Source organism: Pseudomonas sp. FYR_2, from assembly GCF_043106425.1.
In the GTDB taxonomy this organism is placed as follows: Bacteria; Pseudomonadota; Gammaproteobacteria; order Pseudomonadales; family Pseudomonadaceae; genus Aquipseudomonas; species Aquipseudomonas monteilii.
This window is the reverse complement of record NZ_JBICMM010000031.1, coordinates 1-16,286: the sequence shown is the minus strand read 5'-3', so window position 1 is coordinate 16,286 and position 16,286 is coordinate 1. Positions and strand designations below refer to the sequence as shown.

The 16,286-nt window shown below is 62.2% G+C and carries 10 protein-coding genes, 1 other RNA gene and 2 pseudogenes; 7 read left to right on the top strand and 6 right to left on the bottom strand.

Annotated features, from left to right (window positions below):
• Positions 1 to 4: 4 nt before the first annotated feature.
• The 3 genes from xdhC to xdhA form a co-directional block, all read right to left on the bottom strand.
• The gene (gene xdhC, locus ACF8R4_RS13650; RefSeq protein WP_060499644.1) at positions 5 to 850 is read right to left on the bottom strand and encodes a xanthine dehydrogenase accessory protein XdhC; all 846 of its coding nucleotides are present in this window, start codon (positions 848 to 850) and stop codon (positions 5 to 7) included.
• Positions 851 to 995: 145 nt separating this feature from the next.
• Positions 996 to 3,395 (bottom strand): xanthine dehydrogenase molybdopterin binding subunit, encoded by a 2,400-nt coding sequence (xdhB, locus tag ACF8R4_RS13645; RefSeq protein WP_060499645.1) that lies wholly within the window; start codon positions 3,393 to 3,395, stop codon positions 996 to 998.
• Positions 3,388 to 4,842 carry a xanthine dehydrogenase small subunit gene (gene xdhA / locus ACF8R4_RS13640; protein ID WP_060499646.1) on the bottom strand — a complete coding sequence of 485 codons (1,455 nt, stop codon included), beginning with the start codon at positions 4,840 to 4,842 and terminating at the stop codon, positions 3,388 to 3,390. The genes xdhB and xdhA overlap by 8 nt, the downstream gene beginning before the upstream one ends.
• A gap of 268 nt (positions 4,843 to 5,110) precedes the next feature.
• Between xdhA and ACF8R4_RS13635 the strand changes: the two genes are divergently transcribed.
• The 7 genes and pseudogenes from ACF8R4_RS13635 (at position 5,111) to ACF8R4_RS13605 (ending at position 14,604) form a co-directional block, all read left to right on the top strand.
• Positions 5,111 to 5,770: a GntR family transcriptional regulator gene (locus ACF8R4_RS13635; RefSeq protein ID WP_104834251.1), complete on the top strand. Its 660-nt coding sequence runs from the start codon at positions 5,111 to 5,113 to the stop codon at positions 5,768 to 5,770.
• A 3-nt stretch (positions 5,771 to 5,773) separates the two neighbouring features.
• Positions 5,774 to 9,262 (top strand): chromosome segregation protein SMC, encoded by a 3,489-nt coding sequence (gene smc / locus ACF8R4_RS13630; protein ID WP_392492696.1) that lies wholly within the window; start codon positions 5,774 to 5,776, stop codon positions 9,260 to 9,262.
• A 204-nt stretch (positions 9,263 to 9,466) separates the two neighbouring features.
• Positions 9,467 to 10,354 carry a cell division protein ZipA gene (gene zipA / locus ACF8R4_RS13625; protein ID WP_060499649.1) on the top strand — a complete coding sequence of 296 codons (888 nt, stop codon included), beginning with the start codon at positions 9,467 to 9,469 and terminating at the stop codon, positions 10,352 to 10,354.
• A gap of 89 nt (positions 10,355 to 10,443) precedes the next feature.
• Positions 10,444 to 12,774, top strand: coding sequence for an NAD-dependent DNA ligase LigA (ligA, locus tag ACF8R4_RS13620; RefSeq protein WP_060499662.1), 2,331 nt, complete (start codon positions 10,444 to 10,446; stop codon positions 12,772 to 12,774).
• Between the two features lie 177 nt (positions 12,775 to 12,951).
• Positions 12,952 to 13,048, top strand: an RNA gene (gene ffs, locus ACF8R4_RS13615) — signal recognition particle sRNA small type.
• An 80-nt stretch (positions 13,049 to 13,128) separates the two neighbouring features.
• A pseudogene (locus ACF8R4_RS13610) lies at positions 13,129 to 13,260 on the top strand (DUF6538 domain-containing protein); the annotation flags it as partial.
• 297 nt (positions 13,261 to 13,557) lie between these two features.
• Positions 13,558 to 14,604 carry a tyrosine-type recombinase/integrase gene (locus ACF8R4_RS13605; RefSeq protein WP_392492712.1) on the top strand — a complete coding sequence of 349 codons (1,047 nt, stop codon included), beginning with the start codon at positions 13,558 to 13,560 and terminating at the stop codon, positions 14,602 to 14,604.
• Here the strand turns inward: ACF8R4_RS13605 and ACF8R4_RS13600 are convergent.
• From ACF8R4_RS13600 to ACF8R4_RS13590, 3 genes and pseudogenes are all read right to left on the bottom strand, one after another.
• The gene (locus ACF8R4_RS13600; RefSeq protein ID WP_392492694.1) at positions 14,488 to 15,108 is read right to left on the bottom strand and encodes a KilA-N domain-containing protein; all 621 of its coding nucleotides are present in this window, start codon (positions 15,106 to 15,108) and stop codon (positions 14,488 to 14,490) included. The genes ACF8R4_RS13605 and ACF8R4_RS13600 overlap by 117 nt on opposite strands.
• Before the next feature lie 70 nt (positions 15,109 to 15,178).
• Positions 15,179 to 15,379, bottom strand: a complete 201-nt coding sequence (locus tag ACF8R4_RS13595) for a hypothetical protein (protein ID WP_392492692.1) — start codon at positions 15,377 to 15,379, stop codon at positions 15,179 to 15,181.
• 247 nt (positions 15,380 to 15,626) lie between these two features.
• Positions 15,627 to 16,286: pseudogene (locus ACF8R4_RS13590) on the bottom strand (IS3 family transposase); the annotation flags it as partial.

The following is a 16,286-nucleotide window of genomic DNA, read 5'->3' as shown; positions in this document are numbered from 1 at the left end:
CTCGTCAAATGGCTTGGCTGCGCCGGGAGGGCGGCAGCAACTGGGCAATGGGGCCGGCATTGGCGGCAGCATCGTGCTGGCCGAAGCAGGCGTTGTAGGTGGCGATGATTTCACCGGCGATGGACACGGCAATCTCGATGGGCAGCTTGCCCTTCACGTCGGGCAGGCCCATCGGGCAGCGCATGCGTGCCAGCACGGCATCGTCGTAGCCGCGTTCGCGCAGGCGATGCTCGAACTTGACCCGCTTGGTCTTCGAGCCGATCAGGCCGAACCAGGTGAAGTCGTTGCGCTTGAGAATGGCGGCGGTCAGTTCCAGGTCGAGCTGGTGGTTGTGGGTCATGACAATGCAGTAGCAGCCTGGCGGCAGGTCTGCGACTTCGTCGACCGGTTCTTCACTGACGACCTTGGTCACCCCGTTGGGGATGAATTCGGGGAATTCCTGTTCGCGCGAGTCGATCCAGCGCACCCGGCAGGGTAGCGCGGCGAGCAAGGGTACCAGAGCACGGCCGACATGGCCCGCGCCGAACACGGCGATGTGCGCCTGCACGGCGGCCATGGGCTCGAACAGCAGCACGGTAGCGCCGCCGCAGCACTGGCCCAGGCTGGCGCCGAGGCTGAAGCGCTCCAGGTGTGGGGTAGTGCGCTGCTCTTCGAGCATCTGCCGGGCGATGTGCAGGGCCTTGTATTCCAGGTGGCCGCCACCGATGGTGTCGAACAGGCCATTGGCGCTGACGACCATTTTCGAGCCGGCGTTACGCGGGGTGGAGCCGCGTTCTTCGATGATGGTCACCAGTACGCAGGCTTCCCCACGGGACTGGTGGTCGGCGAGGGCGTTGATCCATTGGTGCATGATGCAACCTCTCTATGTTGCGCCGCAGACTCTGTGGGAGCGGGGGTGTCGAGGCGTCGAACCGCCGCGAACACCGGCAGAGCCGGTGCCATTCACGGTGTTGCCTTCTTCGCGGGCGCGCCCGCTCCCACAGGGTTCCTCGCTGTCAGTGGGTGACGGTTTCCAGTTCTTGTTCGGCAGTCTGTTGCTGAGCCACCGCCTTGCGCATCTGCTCACAGCCCCACAGCACCCGCTCTGGTGTCGCCGGTGCGTCGATGCTCGGCTGTACCCGGTAATCGGCAAGGCTCGCCACGGCATCCTTGATCGCACACCAGGCGGCGATGCCGAGCATGAACGGCGGCTCGCCCACGGCCTTGGAATGGAACACGGTGTCTTCGGGGTTCTTGCGGTTTTCCACCAGCTTCACCCGCAGGTCCAGCGGCATGTCAGCCACCGCCGGGATCTTGTAGCTGGCCGGGCCATTGGTCATCAGCTTGCCCTTGGCGTTCCACACCAGTTCTTCGGTGGTCAGCCAGCCCATGCCCTGGATGAAACCGCCTTCCACCTGGCCGATGTCGATGGCCGGGTTCAGCGAGTCGCCCACGTCGTGCAGGATATCGGCGCGCAGCATCTTGTATTCGCCGGTCAGGGTATCGACGATCACTTCCACGCAGGCGGCGCCGAAAGCGAAGTAGTAGAACGGCCGGCCGCGCGCCTGGCTGCGGTCGTAGAAGATCTTCGGCGTGCGGTAGAAACCGGTGCTGGACAGCGACACCTGGGCGAAGTACGCCTGTTGCACCAGATGCTCGAAGCTGACGATCTGGTCGCGTACACGCACATGGCCATTGCGGAACTCGACGTCTTCCTCGGTCACGTTGTAATGCCGCGCCGCGAACTCGGTCAGGCGCTTCTTGAGGATTTCGGCAGCGTTCTGCGCCGCCTTGCCGTTCAGGTCGGCGCCACTGGAGGCTGCGGTCGGCGAGGTGTTGGGCACCTTGTCGGTGTTGGTGGCGGTAATCTGGATGCGGCTGAAATCGACCTGGAAGATCTGCGCCACCACCTGCGCTACCTTGGTGTTCAGGCCTTGGCCCATCTCGGTGCCACCGTGGTTCAGGTGAATGCTGCCGTCGGTATAGATGTGGATCAGTGCACCGGCCTGGTTGAGGAAGGTCGCGGTGAACGAGATGCCGAACTTGACTGGCGTCAGTGCCAGGCCTTTCTTCAACACTGGGCTGTTGGCGTTGAAGCGGCGGATCGACTCGCGTCGCTCGGCGTAGTCGCTGCTGGCTTCCAGGTCGGCGGTCATCTCATCGAGCATGTTGTGCTCGACGGTCTGGTAGTAGTGGGTGACGTTGCGCTCGGTTTTGCCGTAGTAGTTGGCCTTGCGCACCGCCAGTGGGTCGCGGCCCAGGTGACGGGCGATGTGGTCCATCACCTGTTCGATGGCAACCATGCCCTGCGGGCCGCCAAAGCCGCGGTAGGCGGTGTTGGAGGCAGTGTTGGTCTTGCAGCGGTGACCATGCACGGTGGCATCGCCCAGGTAGTAGGCGTTGTCGGAGTGGAACATGGCGCGGTCGACGATCGAACCGGACAGGTCGGGGGAGTAACCGCAGTTGCCGGCCAGGTCGAAGTTGATGCCGTGCAGGCGACCGTTGTCGTCAAAGCCCACGTCATATTCCACATAGAACGGGTGGCGCTTGCCGGTCATGGTCATGTCTTCGACACGCGGCAGGCGCATCTTGGTGGGCTGGCCGGTCAGGCGGGCCACCACGGCACACAGGCACGCCGGGCTGGCAGCCTGGGTTTCCTTGCCGCCAAAACCGCCACCCATGCGGCGCATGTCCAGCACCACCTTGTTCATCGGCACGTCGAGCACTTCGGCCACCAGCTTCTGCACTTCGGTGGGGTTTTGCGTGGAGCAGTAGACGATCATGCCGCCATCTTCGGTGGGCATCACCGAGGAAATCTGCGTTTCCAGGTAGAAGTGTTCCTGGCCGCCGATGTGCAGGGTGCCCTGAATGCGGTGCGGGGCGCTGGCCAGCGCGGCAGCGGAATCGCCGCGTTGGTGGGTGTGGCTGTCGAGCACGAAGTGCTTCTTGCGCAGTGCATCGACCACGTCCAGCACCGGTTCCAGGTCTTCATATTCGACGATGGCGGCCATGGCTGCACGGCGCGCGGTTTCCAGGTCGCGGGCTGCGACGGCGAGCACTGGCTGGCCGAAGAACTCGACCTTGTCGATGGCCAACAGCGGGTCGCCGGCCACCACCGGGCCGATGTCTTTCAGGCCGGGGATGTCTTCGTGGGTGATGGCGATGCGCACGCCTTCGAAGGCATAGCACGGCGTGGTGTCGATACGCAGGATACGCGCATGGGCACGGTCGGCGGTGCGTGCATAGACGTGCAACTGGTTGGGGAATTCCAGGCGGTCGTCGATGTACAGCGCCTCGCCGGACACATGCTTGTCGGCGCTGTCGTGCTTGACGCTGCGGCCGACCCCGGTGGTCAGGTCCTGGCTGAACAGCTCGGCCATCTCGGCCTGGCTTTTGGCTACGTGATGGTTAGACATAAGCGGTCACCCGGGTTTCGATGTACGGCGTTTGCTGTTCGATGAAGTACTTGCGCAGCAGGTTCTGTGCGGTCAGCAGGCGGTATTCCTTGCTGGCGCGGAAGTCGCTGAGCGGGGTGAAGTCCTCGGCCAAGGCCTGGCAGGCGCGCTCGATGGCAGCCTGGTCCCACGGCTTGCCACGCAGCGCCGCTTCGCAGGCACGGGCGCGTTTGGGGATGGCGGCCATGCCGCCGAAGGCGATGCGCACACCGCTGACCACGCCGTCTTCGATGCTCAGGTTGAACGCCCCGCACACGGCGGAGATGTCATCGTCCAGGCGTTTGGACACCTTATAGGCGCGGAACGCCCAGTCGCGGGTGGCACGCGGCACGATGATCTTCTCGATGAACTCGCTGTCCTGGCGGGCGGTAATGCGGTAATCGATGAAGTAGTCTTCCAGTGGCATTACCCGCTGACGCTCGCCTTGGCGCAGCACGACCTGCGCGTCCAGGGCAATCAGCAGGGGTGGCGAGTCGCCGATCGGCGAGGCGTTGCCGATGTTGCCTCCAAGGGTGCCCTGATTGCGGATCTGCAGCGAGGCAAACCGGTGCAGCAAGGCACCGAAGTCCGGGTACTCCTCGTTCAGCGCGCCGTAGCAGTCGGTGAGCGGGGTGGCAGCGCCGATTTCCAGGTGGCTGGCGGTTTTCTCGATGCGCTTGAGCTCGGCCACGTGGCCGACGTAGATCATCACCGGCAATGTCTTGTGGAACTGAGTCACTTCAAGCGCCAGGTCGGTACCGCCGGCCAGCAGGCGGGCTTCGGGGTGCGAGCTGTAAAGGTCGGCCAGATCGGCCACGGTCAGCGGCACCAGGCAGCGTTTGTCGCCGCTGTTCAGTTCGCCGGTCTGGGTCGGCGTAATGGCCTTGAGGCGGCTGATGGTTTGCGCCTGCTGGGCATCGAACTGGTCGCGGCAGGGCTGGCGGCAGCTCTGTTCGGCGGCGTCGAGGATCGGGCGGTAGCCGGTGCAACGGCACAGGTTGCCGGCCAGGGCTTCCTGGGCCTGGTGCAGGTCGGGGCCGCTGCTGTTCTTTTGCAGGGCGAACAGCGACATCACGAAACCGGGGGTGCAGAAGCCGCATTGCGAACCATGGCAATCGGCCATGGCTTGCTGCACGCTGTGCAGCTGGCCCTTATGCTTGAGGCCTTCAACGCTGATCAATTGCTTGCCGTGCAGCGACGAGACAAACGTCAGGCACGCGTTGAGGCTGCGATAACGCAGGCTGTCGTTGCCCAGGTCGTCCTGGGTCAGTTCGCCGACCACCACGGTGCAGGCGCCGCAGTCACCACTGGCGCAGCCCTCCTTGGTGCCGGGTTTGCCCAAGTGCTCGCGCAGGTACTGCAGCACCGTCATGTTCGGGTCCAGGGCGTGCTCGCTGCGCAACTCCTGGTTGACGAGAAACTGGATCACGGGGATGGCCTCGCAATGGTTTTATTGTTGTTGGGCGGACTCTAAGCAAGACCTGTCTAGCAGGTCAATATTTTTCTGACTCAAAGGTCAAGAAATTGCTCATGCCTACGCCCGGCCGAACACATTGCCTATGGAACAAGCATAGATCGCGCCGGGCGCGCGGCTGTCTGGCAGGTCAAATAAACCGCCTGGCCCCTCTGCGCGATTACCGCCCAAGTACGCTACAATCCGCCCCTTGTGCCCAGTTCAATGATTTTGAAGGAAAACCATGACGTTCAAGGCCCCGGACAGCCTCTCCGAGCAGATTGCCGATTACCTGGCCGAACGCATCATCCGCGGCGAGCTGGCGCCAGGCGAGCGTATCCAGGAGCAGAAGGTTACCCAGGCGCTCAATGTCAGCCGTGGCTCGGTGCGCGAAGCGCTGCTGATCCTCGAGCGCCGCCACCTGGTGGCGATTTTGCCGCGCCGAGGTGCCCATGTAACCGAGCTGGACGAGCGCAGCGTGCGCAGCCTGTGTTCGTTGATGGGCGAGTTTTACATCCTGCTGGGCAACGCGGTTGCGCAAAAATGGCGCACCGAAGCCGACCTGCGCCCGTTTCTGGAGATTCAGCAGCGCCTGCAGCGTGCCCATGACCAGCTCGACATCAAGGCCTTCGTCGCCGACAGCTTTGCGGTCATGCGCGCGGCTTATCCGTTCGCCGACAACCCGTTCCTGCAGGAAACCGTGGAAAACCTCCAGCCCGCCATGAGCCGTGCCTACTACCTGTCGCTGGACCAGCGCCAGGCCAACATGATCGACTACCTCGACTTGTTCGCCCGCCTGCTCGAAGCCGTGGTCGCCCGCGACCTGCCGAGCATTCGCGAGGTGCTCACCGCCTACGGCCAGCGCAGCTGCGAACTGGTGCTGGCGGCGCTGGCCCGAGGCTGACCGATGCGCCTGAAGTGCATTCGCCTGGCCGGGTTCAAGTCGTTCGTCGACCCGACCACGGTCAACTTCCCCAGCAACATGGCGGCGGTGGTCGGCCCCAACGGCTGCGGCAAGTCCAACATCATCGACGCAGTGCGCTGGGTGATGGGCGAAAGTTCGGCGAAGAACCTGCGTGGCGAGTCGATGACCGACGTCATCTTCAACGGCTCCAGTGGCCGCAAACCGGTCAGCCAGGCCAGCATCGAACTGGTGTTCGACAACAGCGAAACCACCCTGGTCGGCGAGTACGCCGCCTACGCCGAGATTTCGATCCGCCGCAAGGTCACCCGCGACGGGCAGAACAGCTATTACCTCAACGGCACCAAGTGCCGCCGGCGCGACATTACCGATATCTTTCTGGGTACTGGCTTGGGGCCGCGCAGCTACTCGATCATCGAGCAGGGCATGATCTCCAAGCTGATCGAGGCCAAGCCTGAGGAACTGCGCAACTTTATCGAGGAAGCCGCCGGCATTTCCAAGTACAAGGAACGCCGCCGCGAAACCGAAAGCCGCATCCGCCGCACCCAGGAAAACCTGGCCCGGCTGACCGACCTGCGCGAAGAGCTGGAACGCCAGCTGGAGCGCCTGCACCGCCAGGCACAGGCGGCTGAGAAGTACCGTGAGTACAAGGCCCAGGAACGGCAGATGAAGGCACGCCTGTCGGCCTTGCGCTGGCGTGACCTGGATGAGCGGGTGCGCCAGCGTGAGTCGGTGATTGGCGACCAGGACGTGTCCCATGAGGCGCTGGTGGCCGAGCAGCGTAATGCCGATGCCAGCATCGAGCGCTTGCGCGACGGCCATCACGAACTGTCCGAGCGCTTCAATCAGGTGCAGGGCCGCTTCTATTCGGTGGCCGGTGATATTGCCCGGGTCGAGCAGAGCATCCAGCATGGCCAGCAGCGCCTGCGCCAGCTGCAGGACGACTTCAAGGAGGCCGAGCGCACGCGCCTGGAAACCGAGTCGCACCTGGGCCACGACCGCACCTTGCTGGCCACCCTTGGCGAAGAGCTGGCCATGCTCGAACCCGAGCAGGAGTCGACCTTGGCCGCTGCCGAAGAAGCCGCCGCCACGCTGGAAGAAGCCGAGTTGGGCATGCACGGCTGGCAGGAGCAGTGGGACAGCTTCAACAGCCGCTCCGCCGAGCCGCGCCGTCAGGCCGAGGTACAGCAGGCGCGCCTGCAGCAGCTGGAAGCCAGCCTGGAGCGTCTGGCCGAACGCCAGCGCAAGCTGGGCGAGGAGCGTGAGCAACTGGGTAGCGACCCGCAGGATGCCGCCATGCTCGAACTGGCTGAGCAGTTGGCCAGCAGCGAAATGCTGCTGGAAGAACTGCAACTGTCCGAAGAGCAGGTGGTCGAGCGACTGGAAGGCGTGCGCGAGCAGCTGCAACAGGCCACCCAGGCACAACAACAGGCGCAAGGTGACCTGCAGCGCCTGGGCGGCCGTTTGGCTTCGCTGGAGGCTTTGCAGCAGGCCGCGCTGGAGCCGGGTGCAGGTGCTGCTGACTGGCTGCAAGGCCAAGGCCTGGGGCAGCAGCCGCGCCTTGCAGAAGGCCTGCGGGTGGAGCCGGGTTGGGAGCTGGCTGTGGAGACGGTGCTTGGCGCCGACCTGCAAGCCGTACTGGTGGACGACTTCGGCAGGCTCGATTTTGCCGGCCTGGAGCAGGGCGAGTTGCGCTTGCTTCTGGCCAGCGCTGACAACGCATCCTTGCCCGACAGCCTGCTGGAAAAAGTTGAAGGCCCTATCGACCTGGCGCCTTGGCTTGGCCAGGTCAAACCGGTAGAAAATCTGGCCGAGGCGCTGGCCCGGCGCGCGTCCCTTGCTGAAGGGCAAAGCCTGGTCAGTCGTGACGGTTATTGGGTTGGCCGGCATTTCCTGCGGGTTCGTCGTGGTGGTGAGGCCGAAGGCGGGGTTTTGGCACGCGGCCAGGAAATCGAACGGTTAGGTCAAGAGCAGCTGGAGCAGGCGGCGGCGCTGGAGCAACTGGAACAGCAGCTGCAAACCCTGCGCGAGCAGCAGCTGGACCTGGAAGAGCAGCGCGAACAACTGCGCCGCCGCAGCCAGGAAGAAAACCGCCTGCATGGCGAACTGAATGCCAGCCTGTCTGCCAGCCGTGCCCGTGCCGAACAGGTCGAGCTGCGGCGTCGACGTCTGCAGGAGGAGTTGGCTGAGCTGGAAGAGCAGCGTGCCCTGGAACATGAGCAACTGGGCGAATCACGCCTGCTGCTGCAAGAAGCCCTGGAGCTGATGGCCCAGGACACCGAGCAGCGCGAGCAGTTGATGGCGCGCCGCGACACGCTGCGTGAAAGCCTCGATCGGGTGCGCCAGGAAGCCCGTCAGCACAAGGACCACGCCCACCAGCTGGCCGTGCGCCTGGGCTCGCTGCGTGCCCAGTACGACTCCACCCGTCAGGCTCTGGAACGCCTGGAGCAGCAGGCCGCGCGCCTGACCGAGCGCCAGGAGCAACTGAGCCTGAACCTGGAGGAGGGCGAGGCCCCGCAGGAAGAGCTGCGCCTCAAGCTTGAGGAACTGCTGGAGCGGCGCATGAGCGTCGACGAGGAAATGCGCAAGGCCCGCCTGCACATGGACGAAGCCGACCGCGAACTGCGCGATGCCGAAAAACGCCGCACCCAGGCTGAGCAGCAAGCGCTGGTGTTGCGTGGCCAGCTGGAACAGTTGCGCCTTGAGTGCCAAGGTTTGGATGTGCGGCGCAAAACCTTGCAGGAGCAGCTGCTGGTCGATGGCTATGACCTGCAAGGCGTGCTCGCCACCCTTGAGGCCGAGGCCAGCGAGCAGGGTACCGAGCAGGAGCTGGAGCAGCTTGAAGCACGCATCCAGCGCTTGGGTGCGATCAACCTGGCGGCCATCGAAGAATACGAGCAGCAGTCCGAGCGCAAGCGCTACCTGGACGCGCAAGACGCTGACCTGGTCGAAGCCCTGGAGACCCTGGAAAACGTCATCCGCAAGATCGACAAGGAAACCCGTAACCGCTTCAAGGATACCTTTGATCAGATAAATGCCGGATTACAGGCACTTTTCCCAAAAGTTTTCGGGGGCGGCAGCGCTTATCTGGAACTGACGGGCGAAGATCTACTCGATACAGGGGTGACGATCATGGCACGGCCACCGGGCAAGAAGAACAGCACCATCCATCTGCTGTCCGGCGGCGAGAAAGCACTGACCGCTTTGGCGCTGGTGTTTGCCATTTTCAAGTTGAACCCCGCACCGTTCTGCATGCTCGACGAAGTCGACGCGCCGCTGGACGATGCCAACGTCGGGCGCTACGCCCGTCTGGTCAAGGAAATGAGTGAAAGCGTGCAGTTCATCTACATCACCCATAACAAGATTGCCATGGAGATGGCGGATCAATTGATGGGGGTGACCATGCATGAGCCCGGTTGTTCACGTCTTGTTGCAGTTGATGTGGAGGCGGCCATGGCCATGGTCGATGCGTGATACGCGACGATGGGGCACATTCTGTAGCGAAATGCCCCCGCCATGTGCGACAGACGGTGTAAAGTTGTCTTTGGTCGTGCTAGCTTAATGTCACTCGTTTTTTGCGTGGGTAAAACGCCTGTCAGAACATAGAGTTGGCGCCACGTGTTAAAGGGCTTTGAACCCTTTGTTTTCAAGCATATTTTTATAGAGGCACGGGATTACATGGAAATCGGTCTGCGCGAGTGGCTGATCGTCATCGGCATCATTGTCATTGCCGGGATTCTTTTCGACGGCTGGCGCCGCATGCGCGGCGGAAAAGGCAAGTTGAAATTCCGTCTGGATCGCAGTTACTCCAACCTGCCGGACGAAGAGGGCGGCAGTGCCGAAGTGCTCGGCCCGTCGCGGGTGCTGGATACCCACAAGGAGCCTGAGCTGGACGAAAGCGACCTGCCGTCGCTCAGCGCTTCTGCGCGAGATCGCGAGCGCGAGCCCAAGCCGGTCAAGGCCGGCAAGCGCGGCAAGCGTGCGGCCGCCGACCTGCAGCAGGGCGACCTGAACCTCAGTGCCGAGCCGCGTGAGCCGGATCTGTTCGCCGAAAGCGACGACGACTTTGCCGCCGACAACACCCGCAATAGCGGTGCGGCGCCTGCCAGCAGCAGCGTGAAGGAGCTGCCGCCGGCCGAGGAAGTGCTGGTCATCAGCGTGATCTCCCGCGACGAGGGCGGCTTCAAGGGCCCGGCACTGCTGCAGAACATTCTGGAAAGCGGCCTGCGCTTCGGCGAAATGGACATCTTCCACCGCCACGAGAGCATGGCCGGCCACGGTGAAGTGCTGTTCTCCATGGCCAACGCGGTCAAGCCTGGCGTGTTCGACCTGGACGACATCGACCACTTCAGCACCCGTGCCGTCAGCTTCTTCCTCGGCTTGCCGGGCCCGCGTCATCCGAAGCAAGCCTTCGACGTGATGGTGGCTGCGGCACGCAAGCTGGCCCACGAACTGAACGGTGAGCTCAAGGACGACCAGCGCAGCGTGCTGACCGCCCAGACGATTGAGCACTACCGTCAGCGTATCGTCGAGTTCGAGCGCCGCGCGCTGACCCAGAAGCGCTGATGTGCCCAAGTGGGCAGACCTCTGTCCACCCTGTTTCAAGCGCAAGAGCAGCCAAGGGCTGCTCTTTTGCTATGCAAGAGAACCTGAAAATGACCGCCGAAACCCGTATCCACGAACTGCGTGCCGAGCTCGACCAGCACAACTACCGCTACTACGTGCTCGATGAGCCCAGCGTGCCTGATGCCGAATACGACCGCCTGTTCAATGAGCTCAAGGCGCTTGAGGCTGAACACCCGCACCTGGTAACCCCCGACTCGCCCACCCAGCGCGTCGGCGGCGCTGCCTTGGCCGCGTTTAGCCAGGTGCGCCATGAAGTCCCTATGCTCAGCCTGGGTAACGCCTTCGAAGAAACCGACCTGCGTGAGTTCGGCCGCCGCGTTGTAGAAGGCCTCGATCAGCCCGGCGCGGTCGACTACAGCTGTGAACCCAAGCTCGACGGCCTGGCCGTGAGCCTGCTGTACCGCGATGGCCAGCTGGTGCAGGGCGCTACCCGTGGTGATGGCACCACCGGCGAAGACATCAGCGCCAACGTGCGCACGGTGCGCAACATCCCGCTCAAGCTGCAGGGTGAGGGCTGGCCGTCGGTGCTGGAGGTGCGCGGCGAGGTGTACATGAGCAAGGCCGGTTTCGACCGGCTCAATGCCGCCCAGGCCGAAGCCGGTGGCAAGACGTTCGCCAACCCGCGCAACGCCGCCGCCGGTAGCCTGCGCCAGCTGGATTCGAAAATCACCGCCAGCCGCCCGCTGGAGTTCTGCTGCTATGGCGTTGGTCAGGTGTCTGAAAGCATTGGCGACAGCCATATCGGCATCCTTGAGCAGCTTAAAGCCTGGGGGATGCCGATCAGTCGCGAGCTCAAGCATGCGGCAGGCATCGAAGAATGCCTGGCCTACTACCGCGATATCGGCGAGCGACGTAACAGCCTGCCGTATGAAATCGATGGTGTCGTGTTCAAGGTCAACAGCCTGGCCGCCCAGCGCGAGTTGGGCTTCCGTGCGCGTGAGCCACGCTGGGCGATTGCCCACAAGTTCCCGGCCATGGAAGAGCTGACCGAGGTGCTGGACGTCGAATTCCAGGTTGGTCGCACGGGGGCGGTAACGCCTGTAGCGCGCCTGAAGCCGGTCAAGGTTGCGGGTGTGACCGTGTCCAACGCCACCTTGCACAACATGGACGAAATCGCCCGCCTGGGCCTGCGCATCGGTGACACGGTAATCATCCGCCGTGCCGGTGACGTGATCCCACAGGTGATGCAGGTGGTGCTGGAGCGTCGCCCGGAAGATGCCCGCCCGGTCGAAGTGCCGAGTGCGTGCCCGGTGTGTGGCTCGCAGGTCGAGCGTACGCAACTGGTCAAACGCAGCAAGGGCAAAGAAACCACCAGCGAAGGCGCGGTGTACCGCTGCGTTGGCCGCCTGGCCTGTGGTGCCCAGCTCAAGCAGGCGATCATTCACTACGTGTCGCGCCGTGCCATGGACATTGATGGCCTGGGCGAGAAGAGTGTCGAGCAACTGGTGGACGAAGGCCTGATCGGCTCGCCGGCAGACCTGTACAAGCTGGAATTCGACCAGATCGTTGGCCTGGAAGGTTTCGCCGAAGTGTCCAGCAAGAAGCTGCTGGATGCCATCGAGGCCAGCAAGCGCCCGGCCTTGGCGCGCTTCATCTACGCCTTGGGCATTCCGGATGTAGGCGAAGAGACTGCCAAGGTGCTGGCCCGCTCGCTGGGCAGCCTGGCGCGCGTGCAGCAGGCATTGCCGCAGGTGCTCACCTACCTGCCGGACATCGGCCTGGAGGTTGCCTACGAGATCCACAACTTCTTTGAAGACGAGCACAACCAGAAGGTGATTGAGCAGCTTCTGGCCAGCGGCATGCAACTTCAGGACGAAGGCGAACTGGCTGCCGAATTCGCCGCCAGTACCACCCTCGCCGGCATGATTGCCAAGCTCGACATTGCCTCGGTCGGCCCGACCGGTGCCGAAAAGCTGGTGGCCAAGCTCGACACTCTGGACAAGATCATCGCCGCCGACGGCATCGACCTGCGCCAGGCCCTTGCGGCCAAGCAGGCGGATGCCGTGCGTGAGTTCTTCAAGGATGAAGCGAACCAGAAGCTGGCGCGGGACATCGAAGCGCAGTTGCTGGCGTTCGGCATGCACTGGACCAGCGAGAAGAAAGTGGCCGAAGGTTTGCCGCTGGCAGGCCAGACCTGGGTGCTCACCGGCACCCTGGAGCGCATGAGCCGCGACATCGCCAAGGACAAGCTGGAAAGCCTGGGGGCCAAGGTGGCAGGTTCGGTGTCTGGCAAGACCCATTGCGTGGTGGCCGGGCCAGGGGCGGGGTCCAAGCTGGCCAAGGCTGCCGAGCTGGGTGTGAAGGTGTTGGACGAAGATGCCTTCGTCACCTTCCTGGCCGGGCAGGGGATCACGGTTTAAAGGCCGGTGCGAGTTTCTTGTGGGGGCGGGTTTACCCGCGAAGAGGCCGGGCCTGCCGCCCACTCCCGTCAAGTCATTGAGAAATGATGACTTTTTCTCCCGCTAGAGGTTGTATCTGCCCCCAAGACCGGTACAATGGCGCCACTCGCTGCTCAGCGAGGCATGTAGTGGTGGCCCCATCGGTCCCCCCGCATTGATTACCCGTTAACCTGGTCAGGCCCGGAAGGGAGCAGCCATAGCGGGAACATCGAGTGCCGGGGTGTGGCTGGTGGGGCCGCCTCCATTTATTTAAGCAATTGATTTCTAACGGTTTTTCGCTCCCTAGCACGCAAGTGATCCAAGGGGTGATCCACCGTGTCTTCCGTACCTTCCTACCTCTGGTTGTCCCGACACTCGATCTTTTATTTCAGGATCGTGGTGCCCGAAGTCTTGCGTCCGTTGTTTCCTTGCGCTGAAATCCGTCGCTCTTTGCAGACACGCTGCAAGCGCGAAGCCTTGATCCGTTGCCGTGACTTGCTCCTGCAGGTTCAGCGCCTCTACACCCAAGCCTTTCAAGGTGTTCGGCCTTGCCTTGATGCCTTGCGTGGTGGCTGGGAGGCTGGAGGCAAGCGAGGCGCCAGTTGGGCCTCATGGCTCCGTCAGCAGCAGTTGCTCGAAATGGCGGCTGCTGGAGCGCCCCTACCGGGGCAGTGGGGAGCGAATGACAAGGTTGCTCAGGGTAGAGCGGTAGAAGGCTCTCAGAAGCTCCGCAGAGTCTCTACAAGAGCCTCCTCAGGTCAAGGCATGGGACTGGTGCCGGACTCGCCCAGTGCGTCTCCTCGCTTCTCCAAGGTGGTCGAGGAGTGTTTGGGGCAGCAGGAGCGGGAAGGCGTCTCGACCAAGACCATCGACGACAAGCGAGCCGTTGCTGCCCTACTGGTGCGGATCATCGGTGACATGCCCATTGACCTGATCACCCGCCAGGATGCCCGGAAGTTCCGCGAGACAGCCCTCAAGCTGCCTCCGCGCCTCAATCAGCTTCCTGATGGCAAGTCCTTGGAGGGCGTCATTAAGGCGGCAACCAGCACGATCAGCCTCACTACGTTCAACAACTACGTGAAAAACCTGACTACCTTCTTCACCTACGCCATCCGTGAGGGCTACTGCGAGCGCAATCCCTTCGATGGGCTGCGGGTGAAGCAGCGGGGCAAGGTCAGCGAGGAGCGCAGCGTCTTCACCGAGGTGGATCTGCGCCGGTTGTTCTCGAAGGAGGGCTACGCCTCGGCCAGCACCAAGAAGCCGAATCAGTATTGGCTGCCCCTGCTCGGGCTGTACACCGGAGCGAGGCTCAATGAGTTGTGTCAGCTCTACCTCGACGATGTGGTAGCCATCAACGGTGTGGACTGCCTCCACATCCGAGCATTGCGACCCGATCAGAAGCTCAAGACTGTATCCTCCGAGCGGCTGGTGCCGATTCACTCCAAGCTGAAGGCGTTAGGCTTTATCGAGTTCATTCAGAAGCAGCGAGCGGCAGGGCACCAGCGGATCTTCCCTGAGCTGACCTGCCACAAGAAGCATGGCTACGCGGCTGCTCCGTCGAAGTGGTTCACCCGTGTTCGTGAGCAGTTGGGCTTGAAGGATGGGGAAGGGCAGAAGGACTTCCATAGCTTCCGTCACACCATCGCCGATCACCTGAAGCAGAAAGGTCTCAGTGAGGCGCTGGTGGGTGGGCTGCTAGGGCATCAGACCGGTGGCATCACCTTCAGCCGCTACGGTAAAGACTTCAGGCCCGAGGTGCTGGCTCCGGTTGTGGAGGCAGTGGACTTCGATGCTGTTGGGTGGCTGCAGTGAGCATTTCATCCCCTCGAAGGTGCGCACGAGGGTGGACAGGGATTCCTGATGCAGCGCCATGCGGTTGTCGAGCTGCTCGTTCTTCTCTGCCAGCTCGGCAGCCAGACGCAGGGCTTCGGGGAACGACTGGGGCACCTTCATTGCCATCGACTCGGCGGGCTGGGGGATGGTCAGCTCGGCCTTCTTGTTCAGGATGTCGTCGATGACCATGTCGCAGAAGACTGCGAACTTCACGTCCAGCCAGCGGGCGAAGAAGACGGCCAGCTTCGGGTGTGCCCAGGTTCCGCCGCCGTTGCGACCAACCTTGGCTTGCTTCAGAAACTCGGGGGAAAGTCCTAGGGTTTTGGCCAGCGACTCCATGTACTCATTGGTCGAGTCATTAACCCAGAACTCCTTCACATCCTTACCGAACTTCTTCGCAGCGTCGGTCATGTTGAAGTAGCCGTCCTCGCGGAAGGTGAATACGTTGCCGTTGTACTCGCGGGTGATCAGTTGCTTGCTCATGTTCTGTCCTCCAGAAAAGACGAAGCCCGCTCAGAGGCGGGCTATGGGTGTTCGCTGGTAGTGAGGGTTTTTACTGACCGATCAGGGCTTTCAGGTTCTCGGCGGTCTCCTTGGCTGCCTGGGCTTCTGCGATCAGCAGCAGGTTCTTCTCCTGCAGTCGGTCGATCTGCTCGGTGTTGCGGCTGACCTCGATGTTGTTGGTCGCGGTCAGTTGTTCGAGCTGGTCGATGGTCTTGGTGAAGGTCTTGAGGATCTTGTTGAGCTGGATCATGCGGATCTCTCGTCGGTAGGCAAGATCGAGAGGCGAACTATGCGTGTGCGGTTAGTTGGGGTGGTCGGCTGGAGCGCTATGCCGCTTCAGCCTCTATAAAGACTGGCGCTGCCAACTATTTAGTTGTGCATTTAATTCTCCACTGTAAATGATGCGGAAGTGGGAACGTTGAAGCGCCCCAGCACGGTCTGCTATCTGTATCGAGTCTGACAAATGAATCGGAGGATTCTGAATCGCCCTTGGTTTTCTAGACACTCTCCAAGCTCAGAAAATGGCGTTTCTCATACTCTACTGGCGACAGCTGCATAGCACTGCCGTGTCGGCGTTTAGGGTTATAAAACATCTCGATGTAATCGAAAATATCACTTCGGGCTTCATCACGCGTTGCGTAGATCTTTCGTCGGATTCGCTCCCGCTTCAAAAGCTGGAAGAAGCTCTCGGCTACGGCATTGTCATGGCAGTTTCACCGTCGGCTCATGCTGCTGATCACATTGTTGGCCTTCAGAAAGCTTTGCCAATCCGAACTACTAAATTGACTGCCTTGGTCTGAATGTATCATCACTTGCTGCTGTGGCTTGCGGCGCCATAGGGCCATCAGCAATGCGTCAATAGCTAGGTCGCTGCACATCCTGGGCTTCATTGACCAACCAATCACTTGGCGGGAAAACAGATCCAGCACTACCGCCAGGTACAGCCATCCTTCATAGGTGCGAATGTATGTGATGTCTGTCACCCAGACCTTGTTCGGCTCACTGACCTTGAACTGCCGCGCAAGGTGATTCGGCGAGGCTACAGTTGGCTTCCCGCCATAAAATCCTGGGCGCCGCCGATAGCCCGTTTGCGAACGCAGCCCCTCTGTCTGCATCAAGCGCCCCACCCGATTTCGCCCGCAGGTTTCTCCCAGCTC

Bases quoted from the DNA above. Each gene is read 5' to 3' on its own strand.
- xdhC (WP_060499644.1), bottom strand. From the start codon at position 850: ATGCACCAATGGATCAACGCCCTCGCCGACCACCAGTCCCGTGGGGAA.
- xdhB (WP_060499645.1), bottom strand. From the start codon at position 3,395: ATGTCTAACCATCACGTAGCCAAAAGCCAGGCCGAGATGGCCGAGCTG.
- ACF8R4_RS13635 (WP_104834251.1), top strand. From the start codon at position 5,111: ATGACGTTCAAGGCCCCGGACAGCCTCTCCGAGCAGATTGCCGATTAC.
- smc (WP_392492696.1), top strand. From the start codon at position 5,774: ATGCGCCTGAAGTGCATTCGCCTGGCCGGGTTCAAGTCGTTCGTCGAC.
- zipA (WP_060499649.1), top strand. From the start codon at position 9,467: ATGGAAATCGGTCTGCGCGAGTGGCTGATCGTCATCGGCATCATTGTC.
- ligA (WP_060499662.1), top strand. From the start codon at position 10,444: ATGACCGCCGAAACCCGTATCCACGAACTGCGTGCCGAGCTCGACCAG.
- ACF8R4_RS13605 (WP_392492712.1), top strand. From the start codon at position 13,558: ATGGGACTGGTGCCGGACTCGCCCAGTGCGTCTCCTCGCTTCTCCAAG.
- ACF8R4_RS13600 (WP_392492694.1), bottom strand. From the start codon at position 15,108: ATGAGCAAGCAACTGATCACCCGCGAGTACAACGGCAACGTATTCACC.
- ACF8R4_RS13595 (WP_392492692.1), bottom strand. From the start codon at position 15,379: ATGATCCAGCTCAACAAGATCCTCAAGACCTTCACCAAGACCATCGAC.